This window comes from Isoptericola variabilis (genome assembly GCF_050311655.1).
Classification (GTDB): Bacteria; Actinomycetota; Actinomycetes; order Actinomycetales; family Cellulomonadaceae; genus Isoptericola; species Isoptericola variabilis.
In genome coordinates, this window is record NZ_JBNOZM010000003.1 from 41,181 (window position 1) to 55,663 (window position 14,483).

Genomic DNA, 14,483 nt, shown 5'->3' on the forward strand with positions numbered 1-14,483 from the left:
CCGCCGGAGGCCTGTCCGCCCGCCCTCGGAGGTGGCCCCGGAGCGTGGGTAGGTGGGTGGGTACCGTGACGGGATGGAGCCGTGGCGCCGCCTCGTGGCGGACTACCGGTCGGGCCTCGGCGACGGCGCCCGGCCCGACGACACCCGGCCGGGCGACGGCCCGCCGCTCGACGGCGCGCGGGACGCCTGGCTCGCCGCCACGCTGCCGGCGCTGGACCTGGCGCTGGGCTCGGTCGCGGCGCTCTGCTCGGCCACGGCCCAGGCCGGAGCGACGGGCCCGCTGGTGGAGCGCGGGCCGTCGCCGGCGCGGGTCGCGGCGTCGTTCGGCTCCGACCGGCTGCTGCGGCTCGACGGGCGGCCGGTCCCGGGGTTCGCGCCGCTGTCCGGCTTCTTCCGCACCCGGGACGGCTGGGTGCGGACCCACGCCAACTACCCGCACCACCGGGCCCGGCTGCTGCACCTGCTCGGCCTGCCCGACGGCGCCGACCGCGACGACCTCGCGGCCCGGCTCGCGGACGCCTCCGCCGCCGCCCTGGAGGACGACGCCGCTGCGGCGGGCGCGATCGTCGTCCGCGTGCGCAGAGAGACGGAGTGGCGGGCGTCCGCGCCCGGCCGGGCCGCCGTGCGCGGGCCCCTCGTGCGGGCGGGGGTGCGCGACGACGTCGCCGCCCGGCCCACCTCCCTCCCGGGCGGGGCCGCGCCGTTGGCCGGCCTGCGCGTGCTCGACCTCACCCGCGTCATCGCCGGCCCCGTCACCACCCGGGCGCTGGCCGCCCTCGGCGCCGACGTGCTGCGCGTCGACCCACCCGTGCCCGCCGAGATCCGCCACCAGCACCTCGACGTCGGGCAGGGCAAGCGCACCACCCTGCTCGACCTGGGCGACGCCGGCGACCGCGAGCGCGCGCAGGCGCTGCTCGACGACGCCGACGTGCTGGTCAGCGGCTACCGCCCGGGCGCCCTCGACCGGTTCGGCCTGCGCCCGCCGCCCGGCGCCGTCGTCGCGCACGTGTCCGCGTGGGGCGACGCCGGGCCGTGGGCGCATCGGCGCGGGTTCGACTCGATCGTGCAGGCCGCGTCGGGCGTGGCGCTGCTCGAGTCCGCGGACGGCGGCACCCCGGGCGCGCTGCCCGCGCAGGCGCTGGACCACGCGACGGGCTACCTGCTCGCCGCCGGCGTGGTGGACGCGCTCGCCGCCCGCGCCGCCGACGGCCGCGGGCGCGAGGTCGCGGCGGCCCTCGCCCGCACGGCGGCCTGGCTGCTCGACGCCGACGGGCGAGACCCCGGGCATCCGACGGCCGCCGCTCCCGGCCTGGAGGCGGTCGTGAGCCACGGCCACCGCCCGCGCGTCACGACCGCCCGCCCCGCGCTGCCCGGGCACGACGACCACCCCGCGCCCGCCCACCCCTGGGGCACCGACCACGCCGCCTGGTCGACGCCGCCCCCGGGGTGATCCTCGGCCCGGCGCGTGCGAGACGGCCGAGCCTCTGGTCTCATCGGACCTGACCCGGCGCGCACCGCCCGGGCGACGACGAGAGGGGTCGGCGATGGCGGTCGTGACGCGGGGGTTCGGGGGCCGGCGGCCCGAGCCGGAGCACGAGGTCCCGCCGGGGCAGTTCGTCACCGACGACTTCCCCGTGCTGTCGGCGGGGCCGACGCCGGACGTGGACGAGTCGCGCTGGGAGCTCACCGTCCGCACGGAGACGGGCGAGGGCGTCTCGTGGACGTGGGAGCAGCTCCTGGCGCTGCCGGCGGAGGACGTCGTCACCGACATCCACTGCGTCACGCACTGGTCCAAGCTCGGCACGACGTGGCGCGGCGTCTCCGTGGACACGCTGCTGGCCGACGTCGAGACGAGCGCGGAGTTCGTCATGGCGCGCTCGTACGGCGGGTACACCACGAACCTGCCGCTGCAGGACCTGCTCGACGGGCAGGCGTGGGTGGCGTACGAGTTCGAGGGCGAGCCGCTGGAGCCGGTGCACGGCGGCCCGGCCCGGCTGCTGGTGCCGCACCTGTACTTCTGGAAGAGCGCCAAGTGGCTGCGCGGCCTCGACCTCATGGACGACGACGACCTGGGCTTCTGGGAGCAGAACGGGTACCACGCCTACGGCGACCCCTGGCTCGAGCAGCGGTACGCGTGAGCTGGCACGTCGCGACGGTCGTCGGGACCCGGCCCCTCACGCGCACCGCGCGCGCCCTGACCCTGGCGGTGCCGGGGTTCGCCGGCGCGCTGCCCGGCCAGCACGTCGACCTGCGGCTCACCGCGCCCGACGGCTACCAGGCCACCCGCGCCTACTCCCTCGCCGAGACGGGGCGCGACGAGCGCGTCGACCTCGTGGTGGACGAGGTGCCGGGTGGCGAGGTGTCGCCCTACCTGGTGCGCGACGCCCGGCCGGGCGACCAGCTCGAGGTGCGGGGCCCGCTCGGCGGGTACTTCGTCTGGCACGACGCCGACACCGCGCCGGTGCTGCTCGTGGCCGGCGGCTCCGGCGTCGTGCCGTTCCTCGCGATGCTGCGCGCCCGCCGCGGCACCGGGCGCCGGGCGCCGTTCCACCTCGTGTGCTCCGTGCGCACGCCCGCCGACGCCATCGAGCGCGACGAGGTCGACACCCCCGACCGGGGGTTCGACGTGCGCTGGGTCTTCACCCGCGAGGCCCCGCCGGGGTGGCCGGCCACGCCCCGCCGGATCACGGCCGACGACCTCGTCGCCCCGGGCTTCGGCCCCGACGACGGCACCGCCGTGTTCGTCTGCGGCCCCACCGGGTTCGTGGAGGCGGCGGCCGGCCTGCTCACCGGCCTCGGGCACCCGCCCGACCGGGTCCGCACCGAACGCTTCGGAGGTGCCTGATGACGTCCGTCGACCGCGCCGTCCTCGACGGGTCGGCCCTGGCCGGCACGCTGAGCGAGGTCTACGCCTTCGACGCCACGCGCGCCGTCCTGCGCTGCGCGTCCTGCGGGCACACCGACGTCCTCGCCCGCACGACCGTGCACCTGTCCGCCATGGGCGGCGTCGTGCGCTGCGCGACGTGCACCGCCGTCCTGCTCGTCGTCGTCGAACGGCCCGACGGCGTCCGCGTGTCCGCGTCCGGCGCGGCGTGGGTGCAGGCCCCGCCCCGCTGACCCCGTCCGTGCGGCCGGGCGCCTACAGGTGGTCGAGCCACCGCAGCACGGCGCCCTCGCGCAGCGCCCACGGGCAGATCTCGACCTCGTCCACGCCGAGCGCGCGCATGGTCTCCTCCGCCACGACCGCCCCGCCGACGATCTGGTAGGTGCGCTCCGGCGTGACGCCGGGCAGCGCGGTGCGGCCCTCGGCGGTGAGGCGGGCCAGGCGCGGCACCCAGTCCGCGAGCTGGGCGAGCCGCAGCCGCCACCGGTCGTCCGGGCCGACGGCCTCCACCTGCATGCCCGCCAGCCGCGCGAGCGAGCGGAACGTCTTCGACGTCGCGACGACGTGGTCGGGGGCGGGCACCGTGGCGAGCCGGTCGACGACGGGCGCCAGGAGCGCGCGGGCGTGCACGCGCAGGGCCTGCACCTGGTCGGGCGGGGGCGGGTCGTCGGGCAGGTACTCGCGCGTGGTGCGGCCGGCGCCGAGCGGCACGGAGGCGGCGAGGTCGGGCTCCTCGTCGACGCCGGACGCGATCTCCAGCGACCCGCCGCCGACGTCGAGCACCAGCAGCCGGCCCGCCGCCCACCCGTGCCAGCGCCGGGCGGCGAGGAACGTCAGCCGGGCCTCGTCCTCGCCGGACAGCACCTGCACCTCGCGCCCCACCCGCCCGGCGATCTCGGCGAGCACCGCCGCGCCGTTCGTGGCGTCCCGGAGCGCGGAGGTCGCCATCGGCAGCAGCTCGTCGACGGCGGACTCGCGGGCGAGCTCCATGACGTCGTCGACGGCCGCGAGCATCGCGCGGCGCCCCTCGTCGGACAGCGCGCCGGCGTCGTCGAGGTACCGCATGAGCCGCACCGTGATCTTGCGCTCCGCGTGCGGCACCGGCCGCACGCCGTACCGGGCGTCCAGCACGAGCAGGTGCACGGTGTTGGAGCCGATGTCGATCACGCCGAGACGCCGTGCCGGGGCCGGGGCTGCGCTGGTCATGGCAGCCGAGCGTAGCGGCGCCGCCCGCGTCCGGGGACCGGGACCGGTCCGCGCACGACGACGCCCGGTCCCGCGGTGCGGGGCCGGGCGTCGTGGACCGGTCGGCGTCGGACGATCAGGAGAGCGCCTTGGCCTTGAGGCGCTCGTACTCCTCGGGCGTGATGGTGCCCTCGTCGAGCAGCTTCTTCGCCGAGGCGATGTGGTCGGCCGGAGAACCCGCGACCTCCCGGATGTACGCGTCGGTGCCGGCCTTGGCCTCCTTCACCGCCGCGATCTGCCGCTCCGACATCCCGCGGCCGCGGGCGATGAGGTAGACCAGCGCGGTGATCATCGGGACGAAGATCAGGAAGATGACCCACACGGCCTTCCACCAGCCCGACAGCTCCCGGTCACGGAAGAGGTCGGTGAGGATCTGGAAGAGGACGATCAGGTAGGCGACGAAGAGGAAGATCCAGACGAGGTACCAGAAGAAGTCCCAGAAGGTGTCCATGCTCAGCGTGTCCTTTCGAGGCGGTCACGACCTTCGGAGGTCGTCCGGCGGCGGACCCGGTGCCCGCGCTCGGAACGCTAGTGGCGACATGCCGGACGCGCGCGCCGAAACGGGGTGATCTGGGCCGCGACCCGGCGAACCGGGCTCTGCGGGAGGTTCGCGACAGGCGGGACGATCAGCGACGACCGGCGCGCTCGGCGTCCTCGACGAGCTCCTCGGCGCCGGCGACGACGGCGGCCTCCTCGGCCCGCGCCCGGGCCAGCGCGTCGGCGCGCACGGCGACGATCTCGCCGTGCAGGGCGGCGTGCACCCGCTTGCGGACGTCGCGCGCGATGGCGTCGACGTCGGACTCGTCGGGGGTCTCGCCGCGGACGGCGAGCTCGGTGGCGAGCCGCGCGGTGGCGGCGTCGACCTCGGCGCGCACGCGCTCCTCGGCCGCGTCGAACAGCGCCACGACGGCGGCGTCCGCGGCGCGGCCCAGGCGCGTCTCCTCGAAGTCCGCGGCCGCGTCGTCCACGATCCGCCGGGCCCGGTCGACGACATCCGCGGCGGTGGCCGGGGCGTGCGCCTTGAGCGTGCCCAGGTCGTACAGCAGCACGCCCTCGACGTCCGCGACGCGCGGGTCGACGTCGCGGTGCAGCGCCAGGTCGAGCACCACGAGGGGGCGCGGCTCCGGCTCGTCGCCCGCGGCGGCCGCGGCCCGCTCGCGCGAGCGCACCACGGCGGCGGCGTCGAGCACGTACTCCAGGGACGCCTCGGCGCGCCCGTCCCCGGACCCGCCGGCGGGCCGGCGGCCGCGGGCGCCCGAGCACGACACCACGAGGTCGGCGTCGGCGAGCGCCTCGATCAGGTCCGGCGCCGCCTCGACGTCGTGACCCTCCGCGAAGACCTCCGCGCGGCCGGAGCGCGAGTACACGCGCACGTCGTCGCAGCCGCGGGCGCGCAGGGCCGCCACCGACGCCCCTGCGTACGAGCCCGTCCCGATGAGCACCGTCCGCACGCCCCGCCACGAGCCGTCCTGGTCGCCCCGGCCGCGGAGCAGGTCGCGGCCCGCGAGGTCCAGCCCGAGCGACACGACGGACCGCCCGGCGGCGCCCAGCTCCGTCCGCGTGCCGACGCGCTTCGAGGTGCGTGACGCCGTCTGGAACAGCAGCTCGAGGGTCTTGGACGTGGTGCCGTCCTCGCGGGCCTCGGCGAGGGCGCGCTTCACCTGCCCGGCGATCTCCCGCTCCCCCACGACCATCGAGTCGAGCCCCGCGGCGACCGTGAACAGGTGCGAGGTGACCTCCGGCCCGGTGCGGACGGTGAACGAGTCGGCCGCGACGTCCTCGGTGACCCCGGACCCGGCGGCGACGAGGGCCGCGACGTGCTTCGTCGTGTGCCGGACGGCGTCGCCGTGCACCGGCGCGTCGACGTCCAGGTAGAGCTCGAACCGGTTGCACGTGGAGATCACGACGGCGCCCTGCACGGGCCCGCAGGACCCCACGGCGACGCGCCCGACGGAGCCGGACCCGGTGGACAGCCGCTCGAGCGCGTCCAGGTCCAGCTCGCGGTGCGAGGCGGTGAGGGAGAGGAGTACCACAGTGGCTCCACTTTAAGAGGGCCGAACAGGCGGGGCAGAATCATGAACCGTGACATCCCCCACGATCGCTCCCGAGCCGAGTCGCGAGACCCGTCCGCTGCCCGCCGACCACCCGCTGGTCGGCGGCCGGACGACGCGCTCCCCGCTGGTCCGTGCCCTGCGGGGCGACCGTCCGGACGTGACCCCGGTGTGGTTCATGCGGCAGGCGGGCCGTTCCCTGCCCGAGTACCGCGAGGTCCGTCAGGGGGTAGGGATGCTCGACTCCTGCCTCCGGCCACCGCTCGCCGCGGAAATCACCCTCCAGCCCGTGCGGCGCCACCAGGTGGACGCCGCCGTCTTCTTCAGCGACATCGTCGTGCCGCTGCGGCTCGCGGGCGTGGACGTGGACATCAAGCCCGGCGTCGGGCCGGTCATGGACCAGCCGTACCGCACGGCCGAGGACGTCGCCCGGCTCACGTCGCGCACGCTCGACGACGGCGCGCTGGCCCCGATCGCGGAGGCCGTGCGGCTGACGGTGGCCGAGCTGGGCGACGTGCCGCTGCTCGGGTTCGGCGGCGCGCCGTTCACGCTCGCCGCCTATCTGGTCGAGGGCCGGCCGTCGCGCGACCACCTCGCCGCGCGCACCCTCATGCACGCCGACCCGGAGACGTGGGCCCGCCTCACCGCCTGGACCGCCGAGCTCACCGGGCGCTTCCTGCGCACGCAGGTGCTCGCCGGCGCGTCGGCCGTCCAGCTCTTCGACTCGTGGGCGGGCTCGCTGTCGCTGGCCGACTACACCGCGCACGTCGCGCCGTCGTCCACCGCCGCGCTGGCGCACGTCGCCGACCTGCGCGCCCCCGGGGACGACGGCGGGCTGCCGGCCATCCACTTCGGCACCGGCACCGGGCACCTGCTGCCCGCGCTGCGCGACGTGCTGGACGCCGCCGGCGTCACGCACCCCGCCGTCGGCGTCGACTACCGCACCCCGCTGGACGAGGCCGCCGCCCTGCTGGCGGACCACCCCCGCGGCGCCGTGCCCGTGCAGGGCAACATCGACCCCGCCCTGCTGGGCGCCCCGTGGCCGGTGCTCGAGGCGCACGTGCGCGACGTCGTCGCCCGCGGCGCCGGCGCCCCCGGGCACGTGGTCAACCTGGGCCACGGCGTGCCCCCGGACACCGACCCGACCGTGCTCACGCGCGTCGTCGAGCTGGTGCACGCGCTGTGACCCCTCTCCCGCCGCTCGGCGCCCCCGACGACGTGCCCTCCGGCCGGCCCGCGCGGCCGCCCGAGCACGTCGACGCGGTGGTGGTCGGCGGCGGGATCGGCGGGCTCGTCGCGGCCCGCACGCTGGTGCACCGCGGCCTGCAGGTGGTGCTGCTCGAGTCGTCCGACCGCGTGGGCGGGCCCGTGCGCGGCGGCGCGTTCGGCTCGCTGCCGGTGCGGCTGGACCTCGGGGCGGAGTCGTTCGCGGCGCGCGGCACCGCCGTCACGGACCTGGCCGAGGAGCTCGGGCTGGACGTCGTGAGCCCGGCCCCGCTGTCCGCCTGGGGGTACGCCGCGGGCCGCGCCTTCCCGCTGCCGAAGGCGGGCGTGCTCGGTATCCCGTCCGTGCCGTGGGCCGCGGACGTCCGGCGCGCGATCGGCTGGCCCGGTGTCGCGCGGGCGGCTCTCGACCGCGTGCTGCCGCGGTTCGTCGCGGACACCTCCGACCTCGGCACGCTGGTCCGGTCCCGGCTGGGCCGGCGCGTGGCGGACCGGCTCGTCGCGCCCGTCGCGACCGGCGTGCACTCCGCGCCGCTCGACCGCCTCGACGTCGCCGCCGTCGCGCCCGGGCTGCTCGACGCGTTCGGCCGCACGGCCTCGCTGTCACGCGCCGTCGCCGAGCTGCGGGCCGCCGCCCCCGCCGGGTCCGCCGTCCGCGGGATCGACGGCGGCATCCACGCCGTCGTCGAGGCGCTCACCGGCGAGATCGCCGCGAGCGCCGAGGAGTTCGCCGACTCGCCGCGTACCGACGCGACCGGCCCCATCCACGCCGCCGTGCGGGTGGGGCAACAGGTCGACGGCGTGCAGCGGGTGGGCGCGGACTGGCAGGTCACGACGACCGTCGGTGACACCGTGCGGGCGCCGCGGCTGGTCGTGACGACGCCGCACGTCGCGCCGCTGCTGGCGCCCTGGGTGACCCGGCCCGGGGACGGCGCGGCGGTGGCCGTGCCGACGCCGGAGGCGGGCGCGGACATCTGGCTCGCGACGCTCCTGCTCGACGCGCCCGAGCTCGACGACGCCCCCCGCGGCCCCGGGATGCTCGTCGCGCCCGACGCCGAGGACGCCGAAGACGCGGCGTCGGGCGTACGCGCCAAGGCCCTGACGCACGCGACGGCGAAGTGGCCGTGGCTGGCCGACCGGGTGCGCGCGGCCGCCGGGCCGGGGGTGCACGTGGTGCGGCTGTCGTACGGGCGCATCGGCACCGCCACCGAGCCGCCGTCGGCCGAGGAGGCTGCCCGCGACGCGTCCGCGCTGCTCGGCGTCGACCTCACCGACCGGGTCCGCGACCACCTGCTCCAGCGCTGGGCCGGCGCCCTCCCCCCGCCGACCCCCGCCTACCGCGCGCAGGTCGCCGCGTTCGGCGCCGCCGTCGGGCACACGCCGGGGCTGGCCGTGACCGGCGGGTGGGTGGCCGGCACCGGCCTCGCCGCGATCGTCGCGCACGCGCAGGCCGCCGTCGCCGCCCTCTGACAGCTCGCGGGGCGGTGGTGACGCATCGTCGTGACCCGGCGTCACCATGTCGGCGGCAGTCGGGGAGAACCGTGTGAGATCGGTCGCCCGGCCCGCCGGGAGTTGTCCACAGGCGCCGCCGCTGCGCGACACTGGACCGGTGAGCACCCCCGAGCCCGCCCCCGCCCCGCTGCGCCTCGGCACCCGCGGCAGCGCCCTCGCGACGACGCAGTCCGGCCTGGTCGCGCGCCGGCTGGAGGAGCTGCTGGGCCGGCCGGTCGAGCTGGTGCGCATTCGCACGGAGGGCGACGTGAAGACCGGCTCGCTCGCCTCGCTCGGCGGCACCGGCGTCTTCGTCACCGCGCTGCGGGAGGCGCTGCTCGACGGGCGCTGCGACGTCGCGGTGCACTCGCTCAAGGACCTGCCGACGGCGCAGCCCGCCGACCTCACGATCGTCACCCCGGAGCGGGAGGACCCGCGCGACGCGCTGTGCGCCCGCGACGGCCTCACCCTCGACACGCTGCCCCGCGGCGCACGCGTCGGCACCGGCTCCCCGCGCCGGGCGGCGCAGGTGCAGGCCGCGCGCCCCGACGTCGAGCTGGTGGACATCCGCGGCAACGTCGAGACCCGCCTGGCCCGCGCGCTCGGCCCGGACGCCGACCTCGACGCCGTCGTGCTCGCGCTCGCCGGCCTGACCCGGCTGGGCCGCACCGAGGTGGTCACGCAGGCGCTCGACCCGGTCGTCGTGGCCCCGGCCCCCGGGCAGGGTGCGCTCGCCGTCGAGGCCCGCACGGCCGACCTGCTCCCCGGTTCCCCCCTGGCGGAGGCGTTCGCCGCCCTCGACCACCGCCCCACGCGCCTGGCGGTGCTGGCCGAGCGCGCGGTGCTCGCGCGGCTCGAGGCCGGGTGCGCGGCGCCGGTCGGCGCGCACGCCCGCGTGGAGGCGGGCGAGCTGCAGCTCACCGCCGTCGTCGCGCGCGTCGACGGGACCGAGCAGCTCACGCACAGCGCGACGGCGGCCCTCGCCGCCGACGGCGCCCCCCTCGACCACACCGCGCAGGACGACGCCGCGACCGCCCTGGGCGTCCGCGTGGCCGAGTCGCTGCTCGCGGACGGCGCGGCCCGCCTCGCGCCGTTGGTGGGCGGCACGGGCGAGCCCCGCACCGGGGAGGACGACGACGTCGCGCCGCGCCCCGGCGTCGAGCCCCTGCGCACGCCCACCGGCACCGACGACCCGGAGGGCGCGTGACACCCGCCGCCCCCGCGACGCCGCCCCGCGCCGTGCTGGTGGCGCGGGCCCCCGCGCGTGCGGCGGGCCTCGCGGCACGGCTCCGGGACGCCGGGCTGGAGGTCGTCGTCGCCCCCGTGATCGAGCGCGCCCCGGCGGACGACCTCGCCGCGCTCGACGCCGCCGTCCGCGGCCTGGCCCGGGGCGCCTACGTGTGGGCGGTCCTGACCAGCGTCAACGCCGTCGACGCGCTCGTCGACGCCGCCGCCCGGACCGGCACCAGCCTCGCCGAGACCCCCGCCCGGTGGGCCGCCGTCGGGCCCGCCACGACGCGCGCCCTCGCCGCGGCCGGCGTCACGACCGACCTCGTGCCGGGGGACGACGCCACCGCCGCAGGACTGGTCGCGGCGTTCCCCGACCCGGCCGTCACCGACCCGGAGACGCCGGCCGTGCTGCTCCCGCTCGGCGACCTCGCCCGCCCGACCCTCGACGACGGGCTCGCCGACCGGGGCTGGGCGCCGCACGTCGTGACGGCGTACCGCACCGTGCGCCACGCGCTGCCCGCGGACGTCGCGGAGCGCGCCCGCGCCGGCGGCTTCGACGTCGTCGTGGTCTCGTCCGGCTCGGTCGCGCGCGAGATCGCCGCGCAGGCCGGCACCGGCACCCCGGTGGTCGCCATCGGCACGCCGTCGGCCGACGCCGCCCGTGAGGCCGGGCTGCGCGTCGCGGCGGTCGCGGCGCACCCCACCGACGACGCGCTCGCCGCGGCCGTCACCACCGCCCTCGCCGCCGACCCGACGGCGACCGACCCCACCTCCACGAAGGAGCACCCGTGAGCACCTCGGGCACCGGCATCGTGTACCGACCGCGCCGCCTGCGCACCACCCCCCGGATGCGGCGGCTGGCCGCCGAGACGCGCCTGCACGCGGCGGACCTCGTGCTGCCGCTGTTCGTCAAGGAGGGCCTGGACGAGCCGGCGCCGATCACGTCGATGCCCGGCCAGGTGCAGCACACGGAGGCCACGCTGCGCGACGCCGTCGCCGACGCCGCCCGCGCGGGCCTGGGCGGCGTCATGCTGTTCGGCATCCCTGCCGAGCGCGACGCGACCGGCACCGCCGGGGACGACCCCGACGGCGTCCTGCAGCGCGGCATCCGCATCGCGCGCGAGGCCGTCGCCGCCGTCGAGGCAGAGTCGTCGGGCACGACCGGCAGGCCCGGCCCCGTCGTCATGGCCGACACCTGCCTGGACGAGTTCACCGACCACGGCCACTGCGGCGTGCTCGCCGCCGACGGCACGGTGGACAACGACGCGACCCTCGACCGGTACGCGGCGATGGCCGTGGCCCAGGCGCGGGCGGGCGCGGAGGTCGTGGCGCCGTCCGGGATGATGGACGGCCAGGTGGCCGTGATCCGCGACGCGCTCGACGACGCCGGGTTCGACCAGGTGAGCATCCTCGCCTACAGCGCCAAGTACGCGAGCGCGTTCTACGGCCCGTTCCGGGAGGCCGTCGACAGCGCCCTGCAGGGCGACCGCCGCACGTACCAGATGGACGCGGCGAACGCGCGCGAGGGGCTGCGCGAGGCGGACCTCGACCTCGCCGAGGGCGCGGACATGGTCATGGTGAAGCCCGCCGGCACGTCGCTCGACGTGCTGCGCGCCGTCGCGGACCGGTCCGACGTCCCCGTGGCGGCGTACCAGGTCAGCGGCGAGTACGCCATGATCGAGGCGGCCGCCGCGAACGGCTGGATCGACCGGAAGGGCGCCGTGCTCGAGTCCGTGACCGCCATCAGGCGCGCCGGCGCCGACATCGTCCTCACCTACTGGGCCAACGAGATCGCGGAGTGGATCAAGTGACGGAGCACCTCGACAACCACGCCGCGTTCCTGCGCGCGCAGGCCGCCATCCCGGGCGGCGTGAACTCGCCCGTGCGGGCGTACGGCTCCGTGGGCGGCGACCCGCGGTTCCTCGCGAGCGCGCGCGGCCCGTACGTCACCGACGTCGCCGGGCGCGAGTACGTGGACCTGGTGTGCTCCTGGGGCCCGGCGCTGCTGGGCCACGCCCACCCCGAGGTCGTCGCGGCCGTGCAGGACGCCGCCGCTCGCGGCCTCTCGTTCGGCGCGCCCACCGTGGCCGAGGTGGAGCTCGCGGAGGAGGTCCGCCGCCGGGTGCCCCTCGCCGAGCGCGTGCGCCTCGTGTCCACGGGCACCGAGGCGACGATGACGGCGATCCGCCTGGCGCGCGGCGTCACCGGCCGCCCGCTCGTCGTGAAGTTCGCCGGTTGCTACCACGGGCACGTCGACGCGCTGCTGGCGGAGGCCGGGTCGGGCGTCGCGACGCTCGCCATGCCGGGCACCGCCGGGGTCACGGAGGCCTCGGCCGCCGAGACGCTGGTGCTCCCCTACAACGACCTCGCCGCCGTCGAGGAGGCCTTCGCCCAGCGCGGCTCGCAGATCGCCGCCGTCATCACCGAGGCGAGCCCCGCGAACATGGGCGTGGTGCCGCCGGCCGAGGGCTTCAACGAGGGGCTGCGCCGCATCACCCGCGCGCACGGCGCGCTGTTCGTCATGGACGAGGTGCTCACCGGCTTCCGCGTCGGTCCGTCCGGCTGGTGGGGGCTGGAGAACGCCCGCATCCGCGGCGAGGGCGGCGAGGGGTACACCCCCGACCTCATCACGTTCGGCAAGGTCGTGGGCGGCGGCATGCCCGTGGCGGGCCTCGGCGGCCCGGCGGCGATCATGGACCAGCTCGCCCCGACCGGCCCGGTGTACCAGGCGGGCACGCTGTCCGGGAACCCGGTGGCCGTGGCCGCCGGCCTCACCACGCTGCGCCTGGCCGACGACGCCGTCTACGCGCGGGTCGACGCCGTCGCGGACACGATCGCCACCGCGCTCGGCGACGCCCTGTCCGCCGAGGGCGTGGAGCACCGCGTGCAGCGCGCGGGCTCGCTGTTCTCGACGTTCTTCGGCCCGTTCGCCGCCGCCGAGGGCGTGCGCGACTACGCGCAGGCCCAGGCGCAGGAGGCGTACCGCTACCGCGCGCTGTTCCACGCCCTGCTCGACGCCGGCGTCAACCTGCCGCCGTCCGTCTTCGAGGCGTGGTTCGTCTCCGCCGCGCACGACGACGACGCCGTGAACCGCATCCTCGACACCCTGCCGGCCGGCGCCCGTGCCGCCGCGGCGGCGACCGCCTGACGCCGGTGGACACGACTCCTGCGCCCCGGTCCACCGCGACCGGGCGGACCGTGCTGCTCGTGATCGACCTGCAGGTCGGGGTGCTCGACGGGTGCCTCGACGCCGACGGCGTGGTGCGCCGCACGGCGGCGCTCGTGGACCGCGCGCGGCGCGAGGGCACACCGGTGGTCTGGGTGCAGGATCACGGCGACCTGCCCGAGGGCACCCCCGGCTGGCAGCTCGCCCCGCCGCTCGAGCGAGCCCCCGGGGAGCCCCTGGTGCGCAAGGCGTACCGCGACTCGTTCGCGGGCACGGACCTCGACGTCGTGCTGCACGATCTCGCCGCGACCCGCCTCGTCGTCGCCGGGGCACAGTCCGACTACTGCATCCGCACCACCACGCAGGCCGCCGCGGCCCGCGGTCTCGACGTCACGCTGGTGAGCGACGCCCACACGACGACGGACGCCGAGTGGGAGGGCGTCGTCGTGCCGGCCGAGCACATCGTCGCGCACACGACGATGTACTTCTCCGGGCTGCGCTACCCGGGCGCCGCGCACGGGGTGGCCGCGCACGACAGCGTCGACCTGCAGGCCTGACGCGACCGCCCGGGCGGGGGCCCGCGGGGCGCGAAAGCCTTCGCGCTCGGTGATCCGGTCCCGGTCCGAGGACGTCAGGGAGCGACGGCCTTGTCCACGGTGCGCACGAGCATGGGGACGACGTCGTGCCGCGCCGCCTGCCCCTCGCGCAGGGTGGCCCACGCGAGGTAGAGGTGCGCCCAGACGACGCCGACCACCCACTCGGCGTCGAGCTCGGGGTCGATGCTCCCGTCGCGCTGCCCCCGCGCCACGAGGGCGGCCAGCGGGGCGGCGCCCTCCCCCTCGAGGACGGCGTCGGGGACGACGCCGGTGAACAGCAGGGTGAGCAGGTCGCCGAGCAGCAGGTACTCGGGGCACAGCCGGCGCAGCGCCGCCCGCGCGTCGCCCTCGTCGAGGCGGGCGCGCGCGTGCGCGTCGGTGAGGCGCGCGACCGTCTCGGCGCCGACCGCCTCAAGCAGCGCGGCGCGGTCCGGGAAGTACCGGTGGAGGGTGGTGCGTCCGACGCCGGCGGCGTCGGCGATCTGCCCGAGCGAGGCCGCGGCCTCCCGCGCGAGCTCCCGCACCGCGGCCTCCACGATCGCGCGCCGGGTGCGCGCCCGGGCGCCGGTCTCGGCCTCGTGCACCTCCGTCATGCG

The 14,483-nt window shown here is 77.6% G+C and carries 15 protein-coding genes; 11 read left to right on the top strand and 4 right to left on the bottom strand.

Going from position 1 to position 14,483, the window contains the following annotated elements:
• The first annotated feature begins 52 nt into the window (after positions 1 to 52).
• The 4 genes from ACQP60_RS07420 (at position 53) to ACQP60_RS07435 (ending at position 3,117) form a co-directional block, all read left to right on the top strand.
• Positions 53 to 1,450, top strand: coding sequence for a CoA transferase (locus ACQP60_RS07420; protein WP_429730094.1), 1,398 nt, complete (start codon positions 53 to 55; stop codon positions 1,448 to 1,450).
• A gap of 94 nt (positions 1,451 to 1,544) precedes the next feature.
• Positions 1,545 to 2,138 (top strand): molybdopterin-dependent oxidoreductase, encoded by a 594-nt coding sequence (locus ACQP60_RS07425; protein ID WP_429730097.1) that lies wholly within the window; start codon positions 1,545 to 1,547, stop codon positions 2,136 to 2,138.
• The gene (locus tag ACQP60_RS07430) at positions 2,135 to 2,845 is read left to right on the top strand and encodes an FAD-binding oxidoreductase (RefSeq protein ID WP_429730099.1); all 711 of its coding nucleotides are present in this window, start codon (positions 2,135 to 2,137) and stop codon (positions 2,843 to 2,845) included. Before ACQP60_RS07425 ends, ACQP60_RS07430 begins: the two co-directional genes overlap by 4 nt.
• Positions 2,845 to 3,117 (top strand): DUF6510 family protein, encoded by a 273-nt coding sequence (locus ACQP60_RS07435; protein WP_429730102.1) that lies wholly within the window; start codon positions 2,845 to 2,847, stop codon positions 3,115 to 3,117. Before ACQP60_RS07430 ends, ACQP60_RS07435 begins: the two co-directional genes overlap by 1 nt.
• Before the next feature lie 22 nt (positions 3,118 to 3,139).
• On the opposite strand, the gene ACQP60_RS07440 is transcribed toward ACQP60_RS07435, so the two are convergent.
• The 3 genes from ACQP60_RS07440 to ACQP60_RS07450 all read right to left on the bottom strand — a co-directional run bounded on the left by ACQP60_RS07440 (position 3,140) and on the right by ACQP60_RS07450 (position 6,162).
• A complete protein-coding gene (locus ACQP60_RS07440; RefSeq protein WP_429730104.1) occupies positions 3,140 to 4,090 on the bottom strand; it encodes a Ppx/GppA phosphatase family protein in 951 nt (316 codons plus the stop codon).
• A 115-nt stretch (positions 4,091 to 4,205) separates the two neighbouring features.
• Entirely contained in the window at positions 4,206 to 4,580 is a 375-nt protein-coding gene (locus ACQP60_RS07445) for an SHOCT domain-containing protein (RefSeq protein ID WP_429730107.1), read from the bottom strand.
• A gap of 175 nt (positions 4,581 to 4,755) precedes the next feature.
• The gene (locus ACQP60_RS07450; RefSeq protein WP_429730110.1) at positions 4,756 to 6,162 is read right to left on the bottom strand and encodes a glutamyl-tRNA reductase; all 1,407 of its coding nucleotides are present in this window, start codon (positions 6,160 to 6,162) and stop codon (positions 4,756 to 4,758) included.
• A 49-nt stretch (positions 6,163 to 6,211) separates the two neighbouring features.
• Here ACQP60_RS07450 and hemE point away from each other — a divergent pair, with 49 nt between their 5' ends.
• The 7 genes from hemE (at position 6,212) to ACQP60_RS07485 (ending at position 13,848) form a co-directional block, all read left to right on the top strand.
• Positions 6,212 to 7,366 (top strand): uroporphyrinogen decarboxylase, encoded by a 1,155-nt coding sequence (gene hemE / locus ACQP60_RS07455; RefSeq protein WP_429730113.1) that lies wholly within the window; start codon positions 6,212 to 6,214, stop codon positions 7,364 to 7,366.
• Entirely contained in the window at positions 7,363 to 8,874 is a 1,512-nt protein-coding gene (locus ACQP60_RS07460; protein WP_429730116.1) for a protoporphyrinogen/coproporphyrinogen oxidase, read from the top strand. The genes hemE and ACQP60_RS07460 overlap by 4 nt, the downstream gene beginning before the upstream one ends.
• A gap of 139 nt (positions 8,875 to 9,013) precedes the next feature.
• Positions 9,014 to 10,102: a hydroxymethylbilane synthase gene (hemC, locus tag ACQP60_RS07465; protein ID WP_429730119.1), complete on the top strand. Its 1,089-nt coding sequence runs from the start codon at positions 9,014 to 9,016 to the stop codon at positions 10,100 to 10,102.
• Entirely contained in the window at positions 10,099 to 10,917 is an 819-nt protein-coding gene (locus ACQP60_RS07470; protein ID WP_429730122.1) for a uroporphyrinogen-III synthase, read from the top strand. Before hemC ends, ACQP60_RS07470 begins: the two co-directional genes overlap by 4 nt.
• Before the next feature lie 56 nt (positions 10,918 to 10,973).
• Positions 10,974 to 11,936, top strand: coding sequence for a porphobilinogen synthase (gene hemB / locus ACQP60_RS07475; protein ID WP_429731388.1), 963 nt, complete (start codon positions 10,974 to 10,976; stop codon positions 11,934 to 11,936).
• The gene (gene hemL, locus ACQP60_RS07480) at positions 11,924 to 13,273 is read left to right on the top strand and encodes a glutamate-1-semialdehyde 2,1-aminomutase (protein WP_429730125.1); all 1,350 of its coding nucleotides are present in this window, start codon (positions 11,924 to 11,926) and stop codon (positions 13,271 to 13,273) included. Before hemB ends, hemL begins: the two co-directional genes overlap by 13 nt.
• A gap of 5 nt (positions 13,274 to 13,278) precedes the next feature.
• Positions 13,279 to 13,848 carry a cysteine hydrolase family protein gene (locus tag ACQP60_RS07485; RefSeq protein WP_429730128.1) on the top strand — a complete coding sequence of 190 codons (570 nt, stop codon included), beginning with the start codon at positions 13,279 to 13,281 and terminating at the stop codon, positions 13,846 to 13,848.
• Positions 13,849 to 13,922: 74 nt separating this feature from the next.
• Here ACQP60_RS07485 and ACQP60_RS07490 read toward each other — a convergent pair whose 3' ends face one another.
• Positions 13,923 to 14,480 carry a TetR/AcrR family transcriptional regulator gene (locus tag ACQP60_RS07490; RefSeq protein ID WP_429730131.1) on the bottom strand — a complete coding sequence of 186 codons (558 nt, stop codon included), beginning with the start codon at positions 14,478 to 14,480 and terminating at the stop codon, positions 13,923 to 13,925.
• Positions 14,481 to 14,483 lie beyond the last annotated feature (3 nt).